Raw genomic sequence first — 17,299 nt, 5'->3', positions numbered from 1 at the left:
GAAAGGGAGGGAAAAGATTTGGAAATCCTTCCAATAATAATTGCTGTTGTAGCTTTTCTCTTCTCTTCTATATTTGACAATAGCAAAAAACAACAGGCTCCTAAACAAACAAGACCACAGGTGCCAAAGCCTGTTAACCGAGAAGTGGAAAGAAAACAACCAGTCATGGCAGTTCCTGAAAAAACAAAAAAAGTGGTGGAAAAGAAAAAACCACTTTCTGAGTTGGAAAGGCTTCAAAGAGAAAATGCAAGTTTACAAAAGAAAATTAAAATGATGGAACAGCAACGAAATCGAGGAGCTCAAGTGCCAGTTTTAAATCAGGTGGTTAAAGGAGCAGATTCGGAAGGCTTCTTTACAAAGGAAAATATTGTTCAGGCAGTCGTATTTTCTGAAGTTTTAGCTTCCCCTCGATCAAGAAATCCGCATAGAGCATCTATGCAAAGTAAAACTAAAAAATAAGAAATACAAGTATAGAGAGTTATTATTAAGCGTTATTTCTCCCTTCGAGAAACTATTTGCTTGATAATGGCTCTTTTTTTATGCGTGTAAGATTAAACAGAAGAAAATTTCGATAGAAAGCATGCTGCCAATGTTTTTCTTAGCATAATGTAAAACTCCTTGAATATGATGATAGTAAGTGTAAGAAAGCGTACTGTCTATCTAGAGAATCTCATAAAAGAGAGGAAAGGGGGGTTCTTTTTTTATGGCTAAAAAGTGGGGACATAACTTGCGGAACTGGATGATTAAAAACTTAGAACTTCCTCAAGATGTCATGATGGACTTACCTAGAATCACAATGATCGGACAAATACATATTTATGTAGAGAACCACCGAGGGTTAATAACCTTTTCAGATAAAGAATTGCGATTGCTTTTAAAACAAGGGCAACTGTTAATCAAAGGAAAAGGGTTCGTTATTAAAACGATATTGCCGGAAGAAATATTATTAGAAGGGAAAATAGATCAAGTTTTATACATAAATGAGTGATTTGGGAGGAAATTATGAAAAATCATTGGATTGAATATTTAACAGGGATTATTACAGTGAAAGCAACGGGCAAAGGTTTAGAACGCTTTTTAAATAAGTTATTAAAAAATGATATTGCTATCTGGCGTGTAAAAAAACATGGACCTCAAGCTGTAACTTTTCAAATTAGTTTAAAGAAAATTCACCATTTTCGTCGTTTAGTTAGAGGCAGCGGTATAAAAATAGAGTTTCAGCGCAGAGCTGGAGCTCCATTTCTATATAAGAGATTGTGGAAGAATAGTGGTTTTGTGATGGGGTTATTCCTTTTTTTAGGACTAGTTCTGACTTTATCCAATATGGTATGGGGAATAGAGGTTAAGGGAGCAAATCCGGCAACAGAATATCAGATACGTAAGCAGCTTGACAAGATGGATATTAAAATTGGTAAATTTCAATTTTTTGCGAAAGAGTTAGATGAAATCCAAGCGGAACTAACGAATAATATTGATGCGATTACATGGATTGGTGTGGAGTTAAAAGGGACAACTTATCATTTCCAGGTTGTTGAGAAAAATGAACCGAAGAAGAAGGAAGAAGTGGGACCACAAAATTTAGTAGCGACGAAAAAAGCGACAATAGTATCTGATTTTGTGGAATCTGGTACGAAACAATATACAATCAATGAAGTTGTAAAAAAAGGACAATTGTTAGTTTCTGGAACAATAGGAAAGGAAGATAATACGAAAAGTGTATCTGCTAAAGGAAAAGTATGGGGGGAAGTCTGGTATACAACCGAAGTGACAGTTCCTTTAGAAACAACTTTCCAAGTATTTAATGGAGAAGAGAAACAAAAATTTTATATAAGGCTAGGTAAGTGGGATATACCTGTATGGGGATTCGGCAAAGTAGAATATAAGCAGTTTGAGAAAGAAGAGAACGAGACGAATGTTAAGTTTTTCAAATGGGAGTTACCGGTGAAGGTTGTAAATGAGACTTATCGGGAAAAGGAAATTGTGAAAAGGGGATATAGTGGCAAGGAAGCTGTGAAGAAAGGGAAGGAAGATGCAAGAAAGGATATTATGAAACGAATTGGAGAAGATGGAAAAATTAAGGAAGAAAAAATTTTGCAACAAGATATAAAGAATGGTAAAGTAAAACTAAATATAGCTTTTACAACAGTAGAAAACATTGCGAAAGCACATCCTCTAACTCAAGGAGATACAGAATGACAGAAGATTTAAAAACGATGAATGTAAAATTGAAAGATCCAAACGAAGCGATTGCTTTACTTGGTAATGGAGATAGCAATCTGCAAGTGCTTGAGAAAGAATTAGATTGTAACATCGTAACGAGAGGAGAAACATTGCTTGTTTCTTCTGAAAGTCCTGATTCAATAGAGCTCGTGGGGGATATTGTTGAGAAACTTTTACAAGTTATCCGTAAAGGTGTTTCTATCAGTCAACGAGATGTGATTTATGCTATTTCTTTGGCAAAGAAAGGAACACTTGAATATTTCGGGTCACTATATGATGAAGAAATAGCGAAAACGATTAAAGGTAAATCAATTAGAGTAAAAACAATTGGACAAAGTGAGTATATACGCTCTATAAGAAGACATGATTTAGTGTTTGGAATAGGGCCAGCAGGTACCGGTAAGACTTATTTAGCCGTTGTGATGGCCGTAAATGCTTTAAAGAATGGTAAAGTAAATCGAATTATTTTAACAAGACCAGCAGTAGAAGCTGGTGAAAGTTTAGGATTTTTGCCAGGAGATTTGAAAGAAAAAGTGGATCCATATTTACGCCCATTATACGATGCGTTGCATGATGTTCTCGGTATGGAGCATACAACACGTTTGATTGAAAGAAATACGATTGAGGTTGCTCCACTTGCGTATATGCGTGGAAGAACATTGGATGATGCATTTGTAATTTTGGATGAAGCACAAAACACAACTCATGCTCAAATGAAAATGTTTCTAACGAGGCTTGGAGTTGGTTCCAAGATGGTGATTACAGGTGACAAAACACAAATAGATCTACCAAAAGGTGTTAAATCTGGTTTGGTGGTTGCTGAACAAATACTGCAAAGTGTTAACGGAATTGGCTTTGTTCATTTAGAAGAAAGTGATGTAGTAAGACATCCATTAGTTGGAAAAATCATTAACGCATATGGAAAACAAGATGTGTAAGAAAAAAGGGACAATATCTTAAGTGTTTTAGAGGACTTAAGGTATACTGTCTCTTTTTTATGTTTGAATCCTTTTGGAAAGATGAAATATTTCGAAAAAGGGTGAAAACAATCGAAAAAACTGTTATCATTTTACATATGATAAGGTTTTTGCTTCTATGTTAATGATGACTTTACTTAGCAAAAAGGAAAGTAAAGAGGAGCCTCTAGACCAGCTGCAAAGGGAGAAATTTCATCTAGATAGGTTAAGGGTTAAGAAATAGGTTTAAGATGATAAATAAGCTAATCAACCTATTTTTAATGATAGGAGGTAAATATGAGCGTTTGGCAGAGAATGAGTAATAACGTAATAAAACTAATGAATATTACCCTTTTTAAAATAATTCTATTTGTTTTAATTGGTGTTATTCTATTCTTTACACTGTATGGAAATGTAAAGCCGGAAAAATTAAACGTACAGCTATTTTCTGTTGCAGATCAAACGATTCGTTCACCAATCACGGTGGAAGATAAAGAAAGTACAGAAAAAAAGAAAGAAGAAGCAAAAAATCAAGTACAGGACGTATATGTTGTTAATAAAGAAATAGCGCAAAATCGTGTGGATTTAATATCATCCATATTTGATTCAGTGACGGAAGTAAATAATGAAGTAGAAAAAGAATTGGAAGAAAAAAAGAAAAAAGCAGAAGAAGAGGATAAGGACAAAGATTCGATAAAAGAGCCATCTGTTGATGAGAAGGTCGAATTGCTAAAGGGAAAACTAACCAATGAAGTGACGAACGAAATAATGGATCGATCTTTAAAATCACTTATTCCTTATTCAGAAGATCAATTAGAAATAGCAAAAGATATTACAGTTACAGCGATACATACAGTCATGAATGGAAAGATTCCTTCTGACGAGGTTGAGAATGCGAAAAAAAGAGTGGAGGATATTTTAAAGGTTAATGATGGTTTAACATCTGATTTAAAAAGTGCAAGTATCGACTTAGGAAGATTTGCCATTATTCAAAATGAGTTTTATGATCCGACTGCGACTGAAGAGATGCGTCAGCAAGCTGTGGATAGCGTTGAGCCGATAAGAGTCCTTCAAGGTCAAGTTCTTGTAGAAGAAGGTCAATTAATTAGCAGGGAAATACATAGGCAGCTTGAGCTTGTTGGATTGTTGGATAGTGATAATTCGATTCAGCCCTTTATTGGTTTAGGTTTAATTATATTATCCATACTAGCTGCTTTATATTTTTATACATTCAAAAGAATATCAAAGGAAAAAGAGAAAAATATTCAATTTTATTTAATGTTCTTTCTAGTATTAAGTGTAACGATTGTCCTCATGAAAACGATAAGTATGTTTCAACAGTTTGAATATACAGAGATTGGTTATATATTTCCGGCTGCAATGGCTGTGATGCTAATTAAAATATTAATGGAAGAGAAATCAGCCATGTTGGTAACCATTATTCTTGCCATTTGTGGAATGATTATGTTTAATGAAGGCGTTGCTGGAACTTTTAACGTTGGAATGGGAATATATATTATTGCGAGTGGTTTGGCAGGAACGTTATTTTTAAATAAAAGGAATCAGCGAAACAATATTCTTTATGCAGGATTCTTTATTTCTTTCATTAACATTGTTACGATATTAGCGATTTTATATTTGCAAAATGGCCATTATGGTGCAAAAGAATATGGCGTGTTCATTTTATTGGCTATTATATCAGGAATTAGCTCTGCTGTTTTAACAATTGGTTTCCTTCCATTTCTTGAAACAGGCTTTGGAGTTCTTTCAACAATCAAGTTAATTGAGCTCTCCAATCCAAATCATCCGTTATTGCGAAAAATTTTAACAGAGGCACCTGGTACCTATCATCATAGTGTTATGGTTGCTAATTTAGCAGAATCAGCATGCGAGGCGATTGGAGCCAATGGCTTACTAGCAAGAGTAGGTTGCTATTATCATGATATTGGCAAAACAAAAAGGCCGCATTTCTTTATTGAAAATCAAATGAATATGGGGAATCCCCATGACCGCATCCCGCCTCAAGCAAGTAAAAATATTATAATTGCCCATGCAACGGATGGCGCGGAATTATTAAGAAAATATAAAATGCCAAAAGAAATAGTCGATATTGCTGAGCAGCACCATGGAACCTCTTTATTAAAATATTTTTATTATAAGGCAAGAGAAAAGGGTGGAGAGGTAAAAGCACATGATTACCGTTATCCTGGACCGAAGGCGCAGACACGAGAAGTAGCAATTATCGGGATTGCAGATAGTGTGGAAGCAGCCGTAAGAAGTTTAAATGCGCCAACTACGGATCAAATTGATTCATTAATTAAAAATATTATTTCTGATCGTTTACAAGATGGACAATTGGACGAATGTGATTTAACATTAAAGGAATTAGAAATTGTTCGAAATACATTAAGTGAAACATTAAAAGGGATTTTTCATTCACGAATCGAATATCCTGAAATGAAAAAGTAAAGGAAGTATAGTATGAATTTAGAAATTGATTTTATTGATGAAACGGAAAAAGTAAAGGAAAGTGAAAGAACAAAGATTAATGATCTTCTTCAATTTGCAGCTAAAAAACAAAACCTGCAAGGAGAAATTGAGCTTTCCATCACTTTTGTTCATAATGAGCAAATTCAAGAAATAAATAGGGAATACAGAGAAAAGGATCAACCGACAGATGTCATTTCTTTTGCACTTGAGGAATTAGGAGAAGGCGAGATTCAGTTGGTTGGGGAAGGTCTTCCTAGAATGTTAGGCGATATTGTCATTTCTATCGATAAAGCGGAGGAACAGGCAAAGGAATATGGTCATTCATATATGCGAGAACTTGGATTTTTATCTGTTCATGGCTTTTTGCACTTGCTAGGATATGACCATATGACAGAAGAAGAAGAAAAAGTGATGTTTACTCTACAAAAGGATATATTAGATGAGTTCGGATTACAAAGATAAAAGGATTCGAAAGAACAGTCAATTATCCTCCTTCCGCCTAGCTGTTTTAGGAATACTAACTGCTATTAAACAAGAAAGAAATGTAAAGATTCATTTGGTAATATCTATTCTTGTTATTATATTAGGTATTTTAAATGATTTATCGAAACATGAGTGGATGTTCATTGCGTTTTGTATTGGGTTAGTCATTAGTTTGGAGCTGATAAATACTGCTATTGAACGAGTAGTAGATCTGGTTACAAGTGAATATCATCCATTGGCAAAAGAGGCAAAGGATATAGCGGCAGGTGCCGTATTTGTAGCAGCAATTCTTTCTGTGGTGATTGGTGGAGTTATTTTTATCCCGAAAATACTACAAGCTATAATGAGCTAGAAATAAGAAAAAGCTATCTAGATAAAAATTAGATCGATGAAGCAATGATTATCATTCATTGCGATTGGATCTTATTTTTAAAAGATAGCTTTTTTCTGTTATTTTACATGACTTTTTTAACCCACTCTTAAGGCTAGTTAAACCCCAACCGAAAGAAACGGAAAATCGAGGAAGTGAGGTTGAACTCTCCTGTATAGGTCCGATAAGTTGCAACAATCCATTAGTCAAAGATAGAATCGTTACGACAATTTTTTAAGAAATAGTAAACAATTAAAACTCCTGACTTCTGCCTCTTTATTGTATGTATAAATTAGTATATAATTTTAAGACAGTATATATTACATAGGGTCAATGATAATGAGATTTGAAAACGCTAATTTTTTTCTTTAAAATAATTTATAAGCAAAAATTTTGCTGACAAAAAGGGATAACCATCCACTGTAAAATATTATTTTAAAATAAAGTTTGTTGAAAGAGGGATTGGCAACTCAAATACCTATCAACATTCAGTTAATACTCTTAATGTAAACTGCAAACGAATGAAAAAACAGCTAAAAGAAAAGAGGGATTTTATGAAAGTGGAACTTCTAATGGATGAAGCTAAGCTTGCTCGTGAGAAAGCATATGTACCATATTCAAAATTTAAGGTAGGCGCTGCTCTTCTTTCAGAAAATGGAACCGTTTATCATGGGTGTAATATTGAAAACGCAGCCTATAGCATGGCAAATTGCGCTGAAAGAACAGCGTTGTTTAAAGCTGTTTCAGAAGGTGATACTACTTTTAAGAAGTTAGTTGTCGTTGCTGATACAGACGGTCCAGTTTCTCCGTGTGGAGCATGCAGACAAGTAATTTCTGAATTATGTCCAAAAGATATGGAAGTAGTATTAACCAATTTAAAAGGCGATGTAAAAACATTGACAGTCGCAGAATTATTACCAGGAGCATTTTCACCGGAGGATTTAAATGAACATAAATAATCAAACAGAACATAAATCAGGATTTATATCTATTATTGGAAGACCGAATGTAGGGAAATCCACTTTTTTGAATCGTGTTATCGGTCAAAAAATTGCTATTATGAGCGACAAGCCACAAACAACTAGAAACAAAGTGCAAGGTGTATTAACAACAGATGATGCGCAGCTTATTTTCATCGATACACCGGGAATTCACAAGCCTAAACATAGACTCGGCGATTTTATGATGAAGGTTGCTCAGAATACGCTTAAAGAAGTGGATTTAATTCTCTTTATGGTGAATGCTGAAGAAGGGTTTGGTAAAGGAGAAGAATTTATTCTTGAAAAATTCCAAACAGTAAAGACACCGATATTCCTAGTTATTAATAAAATTGATACCATTCACCCAGATCAATTATTTACAATCATAGAATCTTATAAAGAAAAGTATCCGTTTAAAGAAATTATTCCTATCTCTGCTTTAGAAGGAAATAATGTGGAAACATTGTTGACGCAAATTAAGAAATATTTGCCAGAAGGGCCGCAATATTATCCAGCAGATCAAGTAACAGATCATCCGGAACGCTTTATCGTTTCTGAATTAATAAGAGAAAAAGCACTCCATTTAACGAGAGAAGAAATCCCTCATTCCCTTGCCGTAGTCATGGAGAAAATGGAGAGAAAATCAAATGATGTTATCAATGTGATGGCAACAATTATCGTGGAACGTGATTCTCAAAAGGGGATTATTATCGGCAAACAAGGTAGTATGCTGAAAGAAATCGGAAAAAGGGCAAGAATCGATATCGAAAATCTTCTTGGAAATAAAGTATATTTAGAGTTATGGGTGAAAGTCCAAAAAGACTGGCGTAATAAAATGACTCAGCTTCGTGATTTTGGATTTAGAGAAGACGAATATTAATAACCTATTTTTTAAAAGGCTGTTTTTAAAAGGATTGTTGTTTTCAATAGGAGGAATTTAGAAATATGTGTAGACTCCTGTGGGAAAGTGAACAGCTTTGTTTAAAAAAGCGGAACTGGTAATTAAAAATTATACATGCGATCAATTAACAATATTTTCGTCTCATGATTTTATAAAGACAGGCTATGATAAGATTAAGGTTGTAAACAGCTAGTTAAAAATCGAAAGGTGGGGTTTTACATGTTAGACTTTACCTGGAAAGTTTTTTCCCAAACAGGTAACATTGATACTTATCTACTTTTTAAAGAATTAGAAAAGGCTAATCATGAAATACCAGGAATGAAAGAAGAGGAACTAGCAGAACTTGATTATCCCATCTCATAGCACTGTCCTTATAGTAAGGGATGGTGAATGGTGATGCTGGAAAAGTGTGAAGGGATCGTAATTAGATCAATTGACTATAGTGAATCCAATAAAATAGTAACTCTTTATACGAGAGAATGGGGAAAGGTTGGGGTAATGGCTAGAGGTGCCAAAAAGCCAAACAGCAGACTTTCAGCTGTAACCCAACCTTTTGTCTATGGTTATTTTCTTGTCCAGCGTAGTAGTGGATTAGGACTTTTGCAGCAAGGCGATATTATTTCTAGCATGCGTGGATTAAAAGAAGATATTTTTCTTACTGCATATGCTAGTTATATAGTCGAGCTTACGGATAAGTGTACAGAGGAAAAAAAGCCAAATCCGTTTCATTTTGAATTATTGTTTCAAACTTTAAACTATATGAATGAAGAATATGATCCGGAAATATTAGTGAATATTTATGAGCTGAAAATGTTAAACAGTTTAGGGTTATATCCAACATTAGATCGTTGCGTTTTTTGTGGGGCAACCGAAGGCCATTTTTCTTTCTCGATTCGGGAAGGTGGGCTGATTTGTCATCAATGCTTGGAAAAAGATCCATATCATTATAAGGTTTCCCAGGCTACGGTAAAGCTTCTCCGCGTTTTTTATTATATGGATATTTCACGTCTAGGAAGTATCTCAGTGAAAGAGTCAACTAAGAAAGAGCTTAGTATGATTATTGATGCTTATTATGAAGAGTATTCTGGTTTGTATTTGAAATCCAAAAAATTTATTCAATCAATGAAAAATTTAGGGGATGCTTTTACATAAGGTTTAAATATAAATGACAAGTGGTTTAAGAAGATATAGACTTTAGCAAGGTTGACAATTTAAAAAAATTTCGATATTATTCATGTAAATAAGAGTGTTGTGGTGAATAGAAAGTAGTACTTAATTCTCCTCATGAAAAGCGAGCTTGGGACAGTGAAAGCCAGGTACATGAGCATTAAGGAAGGCGTTCTTGGAGCAACTGCGTATGAAAGTGGCTGTATTTATACAGCAAATAGGGTGGAACCGCGGGTTTACTCTCGTCCCTATGTCAAATATTTGGCATAGGGATGGGAGTTTTTTGCGTTCCTAAAAGAACAAACTCTACCTAAATCTATGCTGAATATACGTTTTATTAACTCGGAGGTGTATTAAAAGCAATGAATATTCAAAACATGATTTTAACATTGCAAAAACATTGGTCTGATTATGGCTGTATTCTTATGCAGGCTTACGATGTAGAAAAAGGGGCAGGAACAATGAGCCCATATACTTTTTTAAGAGCGATTGGTCCTGAGCCATGGAATGTGGCATATGTGGAGCCATCTAGAAGACCAGCAGATGGAAGATATGGAGAAAATCCAAACCGTTTATATCAACATCATCAATTTCAAGTAATTATGAAGCCGTCTCCAGATAATATTCAAGAATTATACTTAGATTCTTTAAGAGCATTAGGAATTAATCCACTTGAGCATGATATCCGTTTTGTAGAGGATAACTGGGAGAATCCCTCTTTAGGCTGTGCTGGGCTGGGCTGGGAAGTATGGCTTGATGGCATGGAGATCACTCAATTTACTTATTTCCAACAAGTTGGTGGTATGGAATGTAAGCCAGTGTCTGTTGAAATAACATATGGGATTGAGCGATTAGCGTCCTACATTCAAGATAAAGAAAATGTTTTTGATTTAGAATGGACAGATGGGTTTACGGTTAAAGATATATTTTATCAACCAGAATTCGAACATAGTAAATATACATTTGAAACATCTGATACAGAAATGCTCTTTAACTTATTTTCTATTTATGAAAAAGAAGCACATAGACAAATGGACGAGGGGCTAGTACATCCTGCATATGACTATGTTTTAAAATGCTCTCATGTTTTCAACCTATTGGATGCTAAAGGAGCAATTTCTGTTACGGAAAGAACTGGTTACATTGGAAGATGTAGAAATTTAGCGCGTAAAGTTGCAAAAACATTCTACGAAGAAAGAGAAAAGTTAGGATTCCCAATTTTAAAAAGCAAGGAGGGAGAAAGTCATGAATAAGAGAGACTTATTATTGGAGATTGGTTTAGAAGAAATGCCAGCACGCTTTATCTCTGCAAGTATTCTGTCCCTAAAGGAGAAGATGGAGGCTTGGCTTGCTGAGAAGCAATTAGGATATACTTCTGTTCAGGCTTTTTCTTCTCCTCGTAGATTAGCACTTCTTGTTGCTGGTTTAGATGAATCACAACAAGATATGGAAGAAGAAGCAAAAGGTCCTGCTAAACGTATTGCTCAGAACGAAGCTGGCGAATGGTCTAAGGCAGCTGAAGGTTTTACAAGAGGGCAAGGGTTAACCGTAGAAAATATTTATTTTAAAGAGATAAATGGTGTTGAATACGCTCATGTTAAAAAGTTTATTAAAGGGAAACAAACAAGTGAATTGTTACTAGAATTAAAAGATTTGATTCTAAGTTTAACATTCCCGAAAAATATGCGCTGGGCAAATAATGATTTACGCTATATACGTCCAATTAAATGGATTATCGCATTATTTGGAGAAGAAATTATTCCATTCTCAATTACTAATGTGGAGACCTCTAACGAATCACGTGGTCATCGTTTCTTAGGTGGAGAAATAGTATTTACTAATCCATCTGATTATGAGAAGAAAATGTTGGCTCAGTATGTGATGGTTAATGCAATAGAACGGAAAGAGGCAATTGTTTCGCAAATAAAAAAATTAGAAGAAGAAAACAATTGGATTATTCCAATCGACGAAGACTTATTAGAGGAAGTTACCAATTTAGTTGAGTATCCAACTGCGTTATACGGTACTTTTGAAGCGTCCTTTTTAGACTTGCCTACAGAAGTATTAATTACTAGTATGAAAGAACATCAACGCTATTTTCCTGTTAAATCGAAGGAAGGAGAGTTATTGCCTTACTTTGTAACCGTTCGTAATGGAGACCATCAACACCTAGACAAAGTTGCAAAAGGAAATGAAAAAGTATTAAGAGCGAGACTTGCGGATGCTGCATTCTTCTATAAAGAAGATCAAAAATTAATGATAGACGAACTTCTTAAAAAATTAGAAGCAATTGTTTATCATGAAGAGATTGGTACTTTAGCAGAAAAAGTAGCTCGTGTACGATTGATTGCTTCCAAGTTATCGGAAGAACTACATTTAACTACAGAAGAAAAACAAGATGTTGATAGAGCAGCACAAATTGCTAAGTTTGATCTCGTAACAAATATGGTCTATGAATTCCCAGAATTACAAGGATTGATGGGAGAGCGTTATGCCCTGCAAAAGGGAGAAAAAGAGTCAGTAGCTAAGGCTATTAACGAACATTATATGCCACGCCATGCTGATGATGAAACAGCTCCAAGCAATGTCGGGGCAGTGCTTGCATTAGCAGAAAAATTAGATACAATTGTTTCATTCTTTAGTATTGGATTAGTACCAACAGGTTCACAAGACCCTTATGCACTAAGAAGACAGGCAACAGGGATTGTGCAGACTCTTATGGATAAAAATTGGAGTATTTCTATTGAGCAATTAGTTGAACTTGCGATAAAAGCAATGCCTAATACTTCAAAAGTTACTGGTAAGGACTTAGTAGAATCAGTTCTTTCATTCTTTAAATTACGCGTGAAGCATATTTTACAAGAACATGGTATCCGATATGATATGATAGATGCAATATTAGCAGATAAAATCGGTGGAGCTGCACAGGTCTTAAAAAAAGCAAAAGTTTTGGAGCTTCATAAAGAAGATGCTAATTTTAAAGAAGGAATAGAAGCACTAAGCCGAATTATCAATATCTCTAATAAAGCAACAACGATTTCAACGGTCGATCCAAGTTTATTTGAAAACGAATATGAAAGTGAACTATATAATCGTTTTACAGCTGTTAAGGAAAAAATCAAGACAGATGTAAGCGAAGAAGAGTACTTCCAATTATTATTCTCGTTACAAGACGCAATCTCCGCATACTTTGACCATACTATGGTTATGGCTGATGATGAGAAGATTAAAGAAAATCGATTAAATCTGATGGTGGAGATAGCAAATTCTATTAAAGGATTTGCTGGCGTAAACGAAATAATTGTAAAGTAGAAAATAGGTCGTTTAATGAAAGCTAGGCAGGGAAAATCCCTACCTAGTTTCATTTTTGTAACAACATTCGGCATAATGAAAAGGATATACAGGAACTTTTAAAATTTATTGATTCAAAAGAGATAACCTTGGATTCTTTTTCTTTTGATTCTGCTTATTTCGTATATAATAGTTAGTAGATATCGTTACCTAAATGAAGGTGGTGAATAGGAAATCGAACTGAATAAACGTCAAGAAAAAATAATTGAAATAGTAAAAGAAAATGGTCCGATTACAGGTGAGCATATTGCAGATAAATTAAATTTAACAAGAGCTACCCTTCGACCAGATTTAGCGATATTAACAATGGCTGGCTTTTTAGATGCAAGACCTCGTGTAGGATATTTCTATACTGGCAAAAACTCAGAAAAGTTAGTGATAGATAATATCCGAAATATATTAGTGAAAGATTATTTTTCACACCCAGTAGTGGTTCATGAAAATTCCTCTGTCTATGATGCGATTGTAATTATGTTTACAGAAGATGTTGGAACCATTTTTGTCGTTGATGAAAACTCCACCTTAACTGGGGTGGTTTCCCGCAAAGATCTGTTGCGTGCAAGCATAGGTAAACAAGAGTTAAATTCTTTACCTGTGGCGATTATTATGACTAGAATGCCCAATGTCACGTATTGTTTTAAAGAAGATATATTAGTGGAAGTTGGCTGCAAGTTAATGGATCGAGAAATTGATGCACTGCCAGTCGTAGAAAAAACAGAAAGTGGTCTTCTTGTGATAGGAAGAGTTTCGAAGACAAATATTACTAGAGCGTTTGTAGACTTATCTAACAATCATAAAGGAACTGTGGAGGAACATAATGACTGAAAGACAAATTATTTATGTTGTATCTGATTCAGTTGGAGAAACAGCTGAACTTGTAACAAAAGCGGCGATCAGCCAATTTTCAGGACATAATGTAAATGTGTTAATTAAAAGGTTCCCATTTGTGGAAGATAAATCAAATATTCATGAGGTAGTTATGCAAGCAAAATTAGAACATGGAATGATTGCTTATACACTTGTCAAACCAGAAATTCGCAATTACATGAGTGAGTTAGCTCGTCAAGAGGGCGTGTATGCATGCGATATAATTGGTCCGATTATTGATCAATTTCAAGTGTTATGGGGAAAGACTCCTTTATATGAACCAGGACTAGTTCGAAAATTGGATGAAGACTATTTTAAAAAAGTCGAAGCGATTGAATTTGCTGTGAAATATGATGATGGCAGGGATCCAAGAGGGCTAGAAAAGGCAGATATTATATTAATTGGTGTTTCTCGAACTTCCAAAACACCTCTTTCTCAATTTTTAGCACATAAAAGAGTCAAAGTAGCAAATGTTCCAATTGTACCCGAGGTTGATCCACCAAAAGAATTATTTGAAGTTCCAGCAAGTAAATGTTTTGCATTAAAAATAAGTCCGACAAAATTAAACAATATAAGAAAAGAACGTCTTATCTCCCTTGGGTTAAGTGACCAAGCAAGCTATGCGCAAATTGAAAGAATAAAAGAAGAGTTAACCTATTTTGAGGATATTGTTAATCGTATCGGCTGTCCAGTTATTGATGTAACAAATAAAGCTGTGGAGGAAACAGCGAATATTATTCATAATTTGTACTATCGCTCCAAGTATAATGCAAATAATTAAGTATTTTTATAGAAGCTTAGAGTGGTAAAGACTTGGTTCTCCATGGGTAGAATCAAGTTTTTAATTGTTAAAAATGAGCAGATATACGCTCGTAATCAAATAGACTATCTTCCATGGATTTATTTTCATTACATATCTTTTTTTGGTTCTAGTATCGCATAAAAGGAATAATTATAGATAAAAAAAGATGGAATTTCAAGCGGATTTGTACTATAATAAAAAATTGTGATAAAAAAGTATCATATTTTAGGTTTAGACTTGGCTTTTTACGAATAAACTATTTATTGTGAGAAGTCAAGGAAAGGGATAAAAAAATTTTCGACATTACTTCTTTCGTGAAAAAATTATCTAGGAAGAAGGAATATGTGGAGTGATGTAGAATTAATAGTACATTAGGAAAACATATGATATATGTTGATGCAGATTCCTGTCCAGTAAAAGAAGATATTGTCGAAATAGCTTCTTCTTATCATTACAGGCTGCTATTCGTTGCATCTTATGCACATATGAAGAGAGAGAATGATAAGCAGAACTGGAAGTATGTGGATAGCGATAAAGAAGCTGTAGATTTATTTATTATGAATGCTACCAAGAAAAAGGATATTGTCGTAACTCAGGATATTGGTTTGGCCTCCACGTTATTGCTAAAATATGTTACTGTTCTTTCACCAAGAGGAGTAATGTATGAGGAAGAAACAATAAATGCTGCACTTGATATGCGCTATTTATCTGCTAAAGCTAGACGAAAAGGGGTATATGGTAAGGGGCCAAAACCATTTACAGAAGAGGACCGACAAAAATTCAGAAGAAATTTTATAAGGATTTTGTCGAAAAATGAAGGAGAATCGATTGGACACGTCGAATAATTTATTAGTAGGCTATAAGTAGGGAGATGTGTAGATAATGGTGGCACGCATTCCTGAAGAAAAACTCAATGAAATTAAACAAGCTACTGATATTGTTGAAATCATTGGAGAACATCTATCCCTTACAAGACAAGGGCGTAATTTCATCGGTCTTTGTCCTTTTCACGGCGAAAAAACACCTTCTTTTACCGTATCGCCAGATAAACAAATATTTCATTGCTTTGGCTGTCATGCAGGTGGTAATGTATTTACCTTTCTTATGGACTTAGAAGGTTCTTCTTTTGTAGAAGTGGCAACAAGTCTTGCGGACAGAGCGAATATTGACTTAGGAATAGAAGTAGCTGAACTGGAAAAGAAACCAGCAATTCCTAATGATTTACAGCAAATGATTGATGCACATGAACTATTATCTAAATTCTACCATCATTTGCTCGTAAATACAAAGGATGGTCAGCATGCATTAGAATATTTGACTAATAGGGGCTTTACTCTACCTATGATTGAAAAGTTCCAAATAGGCTATACACTTAATTCTTGGGATTTAGCTGTGAAATTTTTAGGGAAACGTAAATTTGATGTTTCACTATTAGAAAAAGCTGGTTTGATTGTAAAAAGTGAAAGGGATGAAAAATATTTTGATCGTTTTCGCGATCGAATAATATTCCCAATTAATGATCGAAATGGTAACACAATTGCGTTTTCTGGACGTGCATTAGGGGATAATAATCCCAAATATCTTAACAGTCCAGAAACACCAATTTTTAATAAAAGCAATACACTTTACAATTTTCATAAAGCAAGGCCTATAATACGAAAGCTTCAACATGTTGTTTTGTTTGAAGGGTTTGCAGATGTTATTGCTGCAAATAGAGCAGGTGTTGAAAATAGTGTTGCGACAATGGGAACCTCTTTAACAGAGGAACATATCGCAATACTAAAAAGAAACGCACGAAATATAACAATTTGTTATGATTCTGATTCAGCAGGGATAGAAGCAGCCTTTCGTTCAGGAAAGCTTCTTACAAAGGCTAATTGTGTTGTAAAAGTAGTAATGTTACCAGATGGAATGGACCCAGATGATTATGTGAACAAATTTGGGGAAGATAAATTACAGCAAGAAATTCTTCATGGAAGCATCCCTTTTATGGGATTCAAAATGCTGTACTATCGAAGAGGGAAAAACCTTCAAAATGAAGGAGATAAACTTGCCTATATCGAAGAAGTAATAGGAGAAATTGCTAAACTGGATAAGGCAGTAGAAAAAGATCTCTACTTAAGGCAACTAGCGGATGAGTTTTCACTTTCCCTAGAGGCGTTAAAACAGCAAGAGATGCAAATGGAACGATCGATTCCAAAGGAACAGGCTGTTGAGCAAAGTGTCGTTCCTGTGAAGCAATATACGGTGAAAAAAAGAGCGACTGGTTTGTTGCCTGCATATCATACCGCCGAAAAAAGACTGCTTGCACATATGTTTAAAAGTGAGGATATTGCCTACAAAGTGCAAAACTCATTACAGGGAAGAGCATTTAATATTGATGAACATCAAGCTATTTTCACTTATCTTCTTGCTTACTATGAAAAAGGTCTTGGCAATGATACAAGTTCTTTTATGAATTTTATTGATGATCCAGATTTACAACGGATTGTAGCTGAAATCGAAATGATGGAAGTGAATGAAGAGGTAAGTGAGCTAGAAATTAGTGATTATATGAAACAAGTCATTAATTATGAAAAAATGCTTGAAATAAAGGAAAAGAAACAATTGCTTAAAGAGGCAGAACGTCAAAATGACTATATAAAAGCTGCTCAAATAGGTATGGAAGTCCTTTTATTAGAAAAAACGTTAAAATAGGTATATCATTGTCTT

General features: G+C 34.5%; 17 protein-coding genes. All 17 read left to right on the top strand.

Going from position 1 to position 17,299, the window contains the following annotated elements:
• The first annotated feature begins 18 nt into the window (after nt 1–18).
• Nucleotides 19–459, top strand: a complete 441-nt coding sequence (locus tag HHU08_RS16090; protein WP_016202972.1) for a hypothetical protein — start codon at nt 19–21, stop codon at nt 457–459.
• Nucleotides 460–703: 244 nt separating this feature from the next.
• Complete coding sequence (gene yqfC / locus HHU08_RS16085; RefSeq protein WP_016202973.1) at nt 704–988, top strand: sporulation protein YqfC; 285 nt, start codon at nt 704–706, stop codon at nt 986–988.
• A gap of 14 nt (nt 989–1,002) precedes the next feature.
• Nucleotides 1,003–2,196, top strand: coding sequence for a sporulation protein YqfD (gene yqfD, locus HHU08_RS16080; RefSeq protein ID WP_016202974.1), 1,194 nt, complete (start codon nt 1,003–1,005; stop codon nt 2,194–2,196).
• Nucleotides 2,193–3,158: a PhoH family protein gene (locus tag HHU08_RS16075; protein ID WP_016202975.1), complete on the top strand. Its 966-nt coding sequence runs from the start codon at nt 2,193–2,195 to the stop codon at nt 3,156–3,158. The genes yqfD and HHU08_RS16075 overlap by 4 nt, the downstream gene beginning before the upstream one ends.
• 315 nt (nt 3,159–3,473) lie before the next feature.
• On the top strand, nt 3,474–5,645 hold the full coding sequence (locus HHU08_RS16070; protein ID WP_101730812.1) for an HD family phosphohydrolase: 2,172 nt from the start codon (nt 3,474–3,476) through the stop codon (nt 5,643–5,645).
• Nucleotides 5,646–5,657: 12 nt separating this feature from the next.
• Nucleotides 5,658–6,128: an rRNA maturation RNase YbeY gene (ybeY, locus tag HHU08_RS16065; RefSeq protein WP_016202978.1), complete on the top strand. Its 471-nt coding sequence runs from the start codon at nt 5,658–5,660 to the stop codon at nt 6,126–6,128.
• Complete coding sequence (locus HHU08_RS16060) at nt 6,106–6,501, top strand: diacylglycerol kinase family protein (RefSeq protein ID WP_016202979.1); 396 nt, start codon at nt 6,106–6,108, stop codon at nt 6,499–6,501. The genes ybeY and HHU08_RS16060 overlap by 23 nt, the downstream gene beginning before the upstream one ends.
• Before the next feature lie 539 nt (nt 6,502–7,040).
• Nucleotides 7,041–7,478 carry a cytidine deaminase gene (locus tag HHU08_RS16055; protein ID WP_084668711.1) on the top strand — a complete coding sequence of 146 codons (438 nt, stop codon included), beginning with the start codon at nt 7,041–7,043 and terminating at the stop codon, nt 7,476–7,478.
• Nucleotides 7,465–8,379: a GTPase Era gene (era, locus tag HHU08_RS16050; RefSeq protein WP_016202981.1), complete on the top strand. Its 915-nt coding sequence runs from the start codon at nt 7,465–7,467 to the stop codon at nt 8,377–8,379. The genes HHU08_RS16055 and era overlap by 14 nt, the downstream gene beginning before the upstream one ends.
• A gap of 240 nt (nt 8,380–8,619) precedes the next feature.
• On the top strand, nt 8,620–8,763 hold the full coding sequence (locus tag HHU08_RS16045; protein WP_016202982.1) for a YqzL family protein: 144 nt from the start codon (nt 8,620–8,622) through the stop codon (nt 8,761–8,763).
• Nucleotides 8,764–8,796: 33 nt separating this feature from the next.
• Nucleotides 8,797–9,552 carry a DNA repair protein RecO gene (gene recO / locus HHU08_RS16040; RefSeq protein WP_040343267.1) on the top strand — a complete coding sequence of 252 codons (756 nt, stop codon included), beginning with the start codon at nt 8,797–8,799 and terminating at the stop codon, nt 9,550–9,552.
• Nucleotides 9,553–9,929: 377 nt separating this feature from the next.
• Nucleotides 9,930–10,820 (top strand): glycine--tRNA ligase subunit alpha, encoded by an 891-nt coding sequence (glyQ, locus tag HHU08_RS16035; RefSeq protein WP_016202984.1) that lies wholly within the window; start codon nt 9,930–9,932, stop codon nt 10,818–10,820.
• Nucleotides 10,813–12,879, top strand: a complete 2,067-nt coding sequence (gene glyS, locus HHU08_RS16030; protein WP_169188854.1) for a glycine--tRNA ligase subunit beta — start codon at nt 10,813–10,815, stop codon at nt 12,877–12,879. Before glyQ ends, glyS begins: the two co-directional genes overlap by 8 nt.
• Before the next feature lie 213 nt (nt 12,880–13,092).
• Entirely contained in the window at nt 13,093–13,743 is a 651-nt protein-coding gene (locus tag HHU08_RS16025) for a helix-turn-helix transcriptional regulator (RefSeq protein ID WP_169189702.1), read from the top strand.
• Complete coding sequence (locus HHU08_RS16020) at nt 13,736–14,566, top strand: pyruvate, water dikinase regulatory protein (protein ID WP_016202987.1); 831 nt, start codon at nt 13,736–13,738, stop codon at nt 14,564–14,566. Before HHU08_RS16025 ends, HHU08_RS16020 begins: the two co-directional genes overlap by 8 nt.
• A gap of 404 nt (nt 14,567–14,970) precedes the next feature.
• A complete protein-coding gene (locus HHU08_RS16015; RefSeq protein WP_169188853.1) occupies nt 14,971–15,432 on the top strand; it encodes a YaiI/YqxD family protein in 462 nt (153 codons plus the stop codon).
• A gap of 37 nt (nt 15,433–15,469) precedes the next feature.
• Entirely contained in the window at nt 15,470–17,284 is a 1,815-nt protein-coding gene (gene dnaG / locus HHU08_RS16010; protein WP_169188852.1) for a DNA primase, read from the top strand.
• Nucleotides 17,285–17,299 lie beyond the last annotated feature (15 nt).

The organism is Niallia alba (assembly GCF_012933555.1).
GTDB lineage: Bacteria > Bacillota > Bacilli > Bacillales > Cytobacillaceae > Niallia > Niallia alba.
The sequence above is the reverse complement of the archived record's forward strand: the minus strand, read 5'-3'. Positions and strand labels throughout refer to the sequence as shown.

What these genes read in the sequence shown, in the direction of transcription:
- HHU08_RS16045 (WP_016202982.1), top strand. Translation starts at nt 8,620, where the DNA reads ATGTTAGACTTTACCTGGAAAGTTTTTTCCCAAACAGGTAACATTGAT.
- HHU08_RS16075 (WP_016202975.1), top strand. Translation starts at nt 2,193, where the DNA reads ATGACAGAAGATTTAAAAACGATGAATGTAAAATTGAAAGATCCAAAC.
- HHU08_RS16055 (WP_084668711.1), top strand. Translation starts at nt 7,041, where the DNA reads ATGAAAAAACAGCTAAAAGAAAAGAGGGATTTTATGAAAGTGGAACTT.
- glyQ (WP_016202984.1), top strand. Translation starts at nt 9,930, where the DNA reads ATGAATATTCAAAACATGATTTTAACATTGCAAAAACATTGGTCTGAT.
- HHU08_RS16060 (WP_016202979.1), top strand. Translation starts at nt 6,106, where the DNA reads ATGAGTTCGGATTACAAAGATAAAAGGATTCGAAAGAACAGTCAATTA.
- HHU08_RS16015 (WP_169188853.1), top strand. Translation starts at nt 14,971, where the DNA reads ATGATATATGTTGATGCAGATTCCTGTCCAGTAAAAGAAGATATTGTC.
- ybeY (WP_016202978.1), top strand. Translation starts at nt 5,658, where the DNA reads ATGAATTTAGAAATTGATTTTATTGATGAAACGGAAAAAGTAAAGGAA.
- era (WP_016202981.1), top strand. Translation starts at nt 7,465, where the DNA reads ATGAACATAAATAATCAAACAGAACATAAATCAGGATTTATATCTATT.
- yqfC (WP_016202973.1), top strand. Translation starts at nt 704, where the DNA reads ATGGCTAAAAAGTGGGGACATAACTTGCGGAACTGGATGATTAAAAAC.
- recO (WP_040343267.1), top strand. Translation starts at nt 8,797, where the DNA reads ATGCTGGAAAAGTGTGAAGGGATCGTAATTAGATCAATTGACTATAGT.
- HHU08_RS16070 (WP_101730812.1), top strand. Translation starts at nt 3,474, where the DNA reads ATGAGCGTTTGGCAGAGAATGAGTAATAACGTAATAAAACTAATGAAT.
- yqfD (WP_016202974.1), top strand. Translation starts at nt 1,003, where the DNA reads ATGAAAAATCATTGGATTGAATATTTAACAGGGATTATTACAGTGAAA.
- dnaG (WP_169188852.1), top strand. Translation starts at nt 15,470, where the DNA reads ATGGTGGCACGCATTCCTGAAGAAAAACTCAATGAAATTAAACAAGCT.
- glyS (WP_169188854.1), top strand. Translation starts at nt 10,813, where the DNA reads ATGAATAAGAGAGACTTATTATTGGAGATTGGTTTAGAAGAAATGCCA.
- HHU08_RS16020 (WP_016202987.1), top strand. Translation starts at nt 13,736, where the DNA reads ATGACTGAAAGACAAATTATTTATGTTGTATCTGATTCAGTTGGAGAA.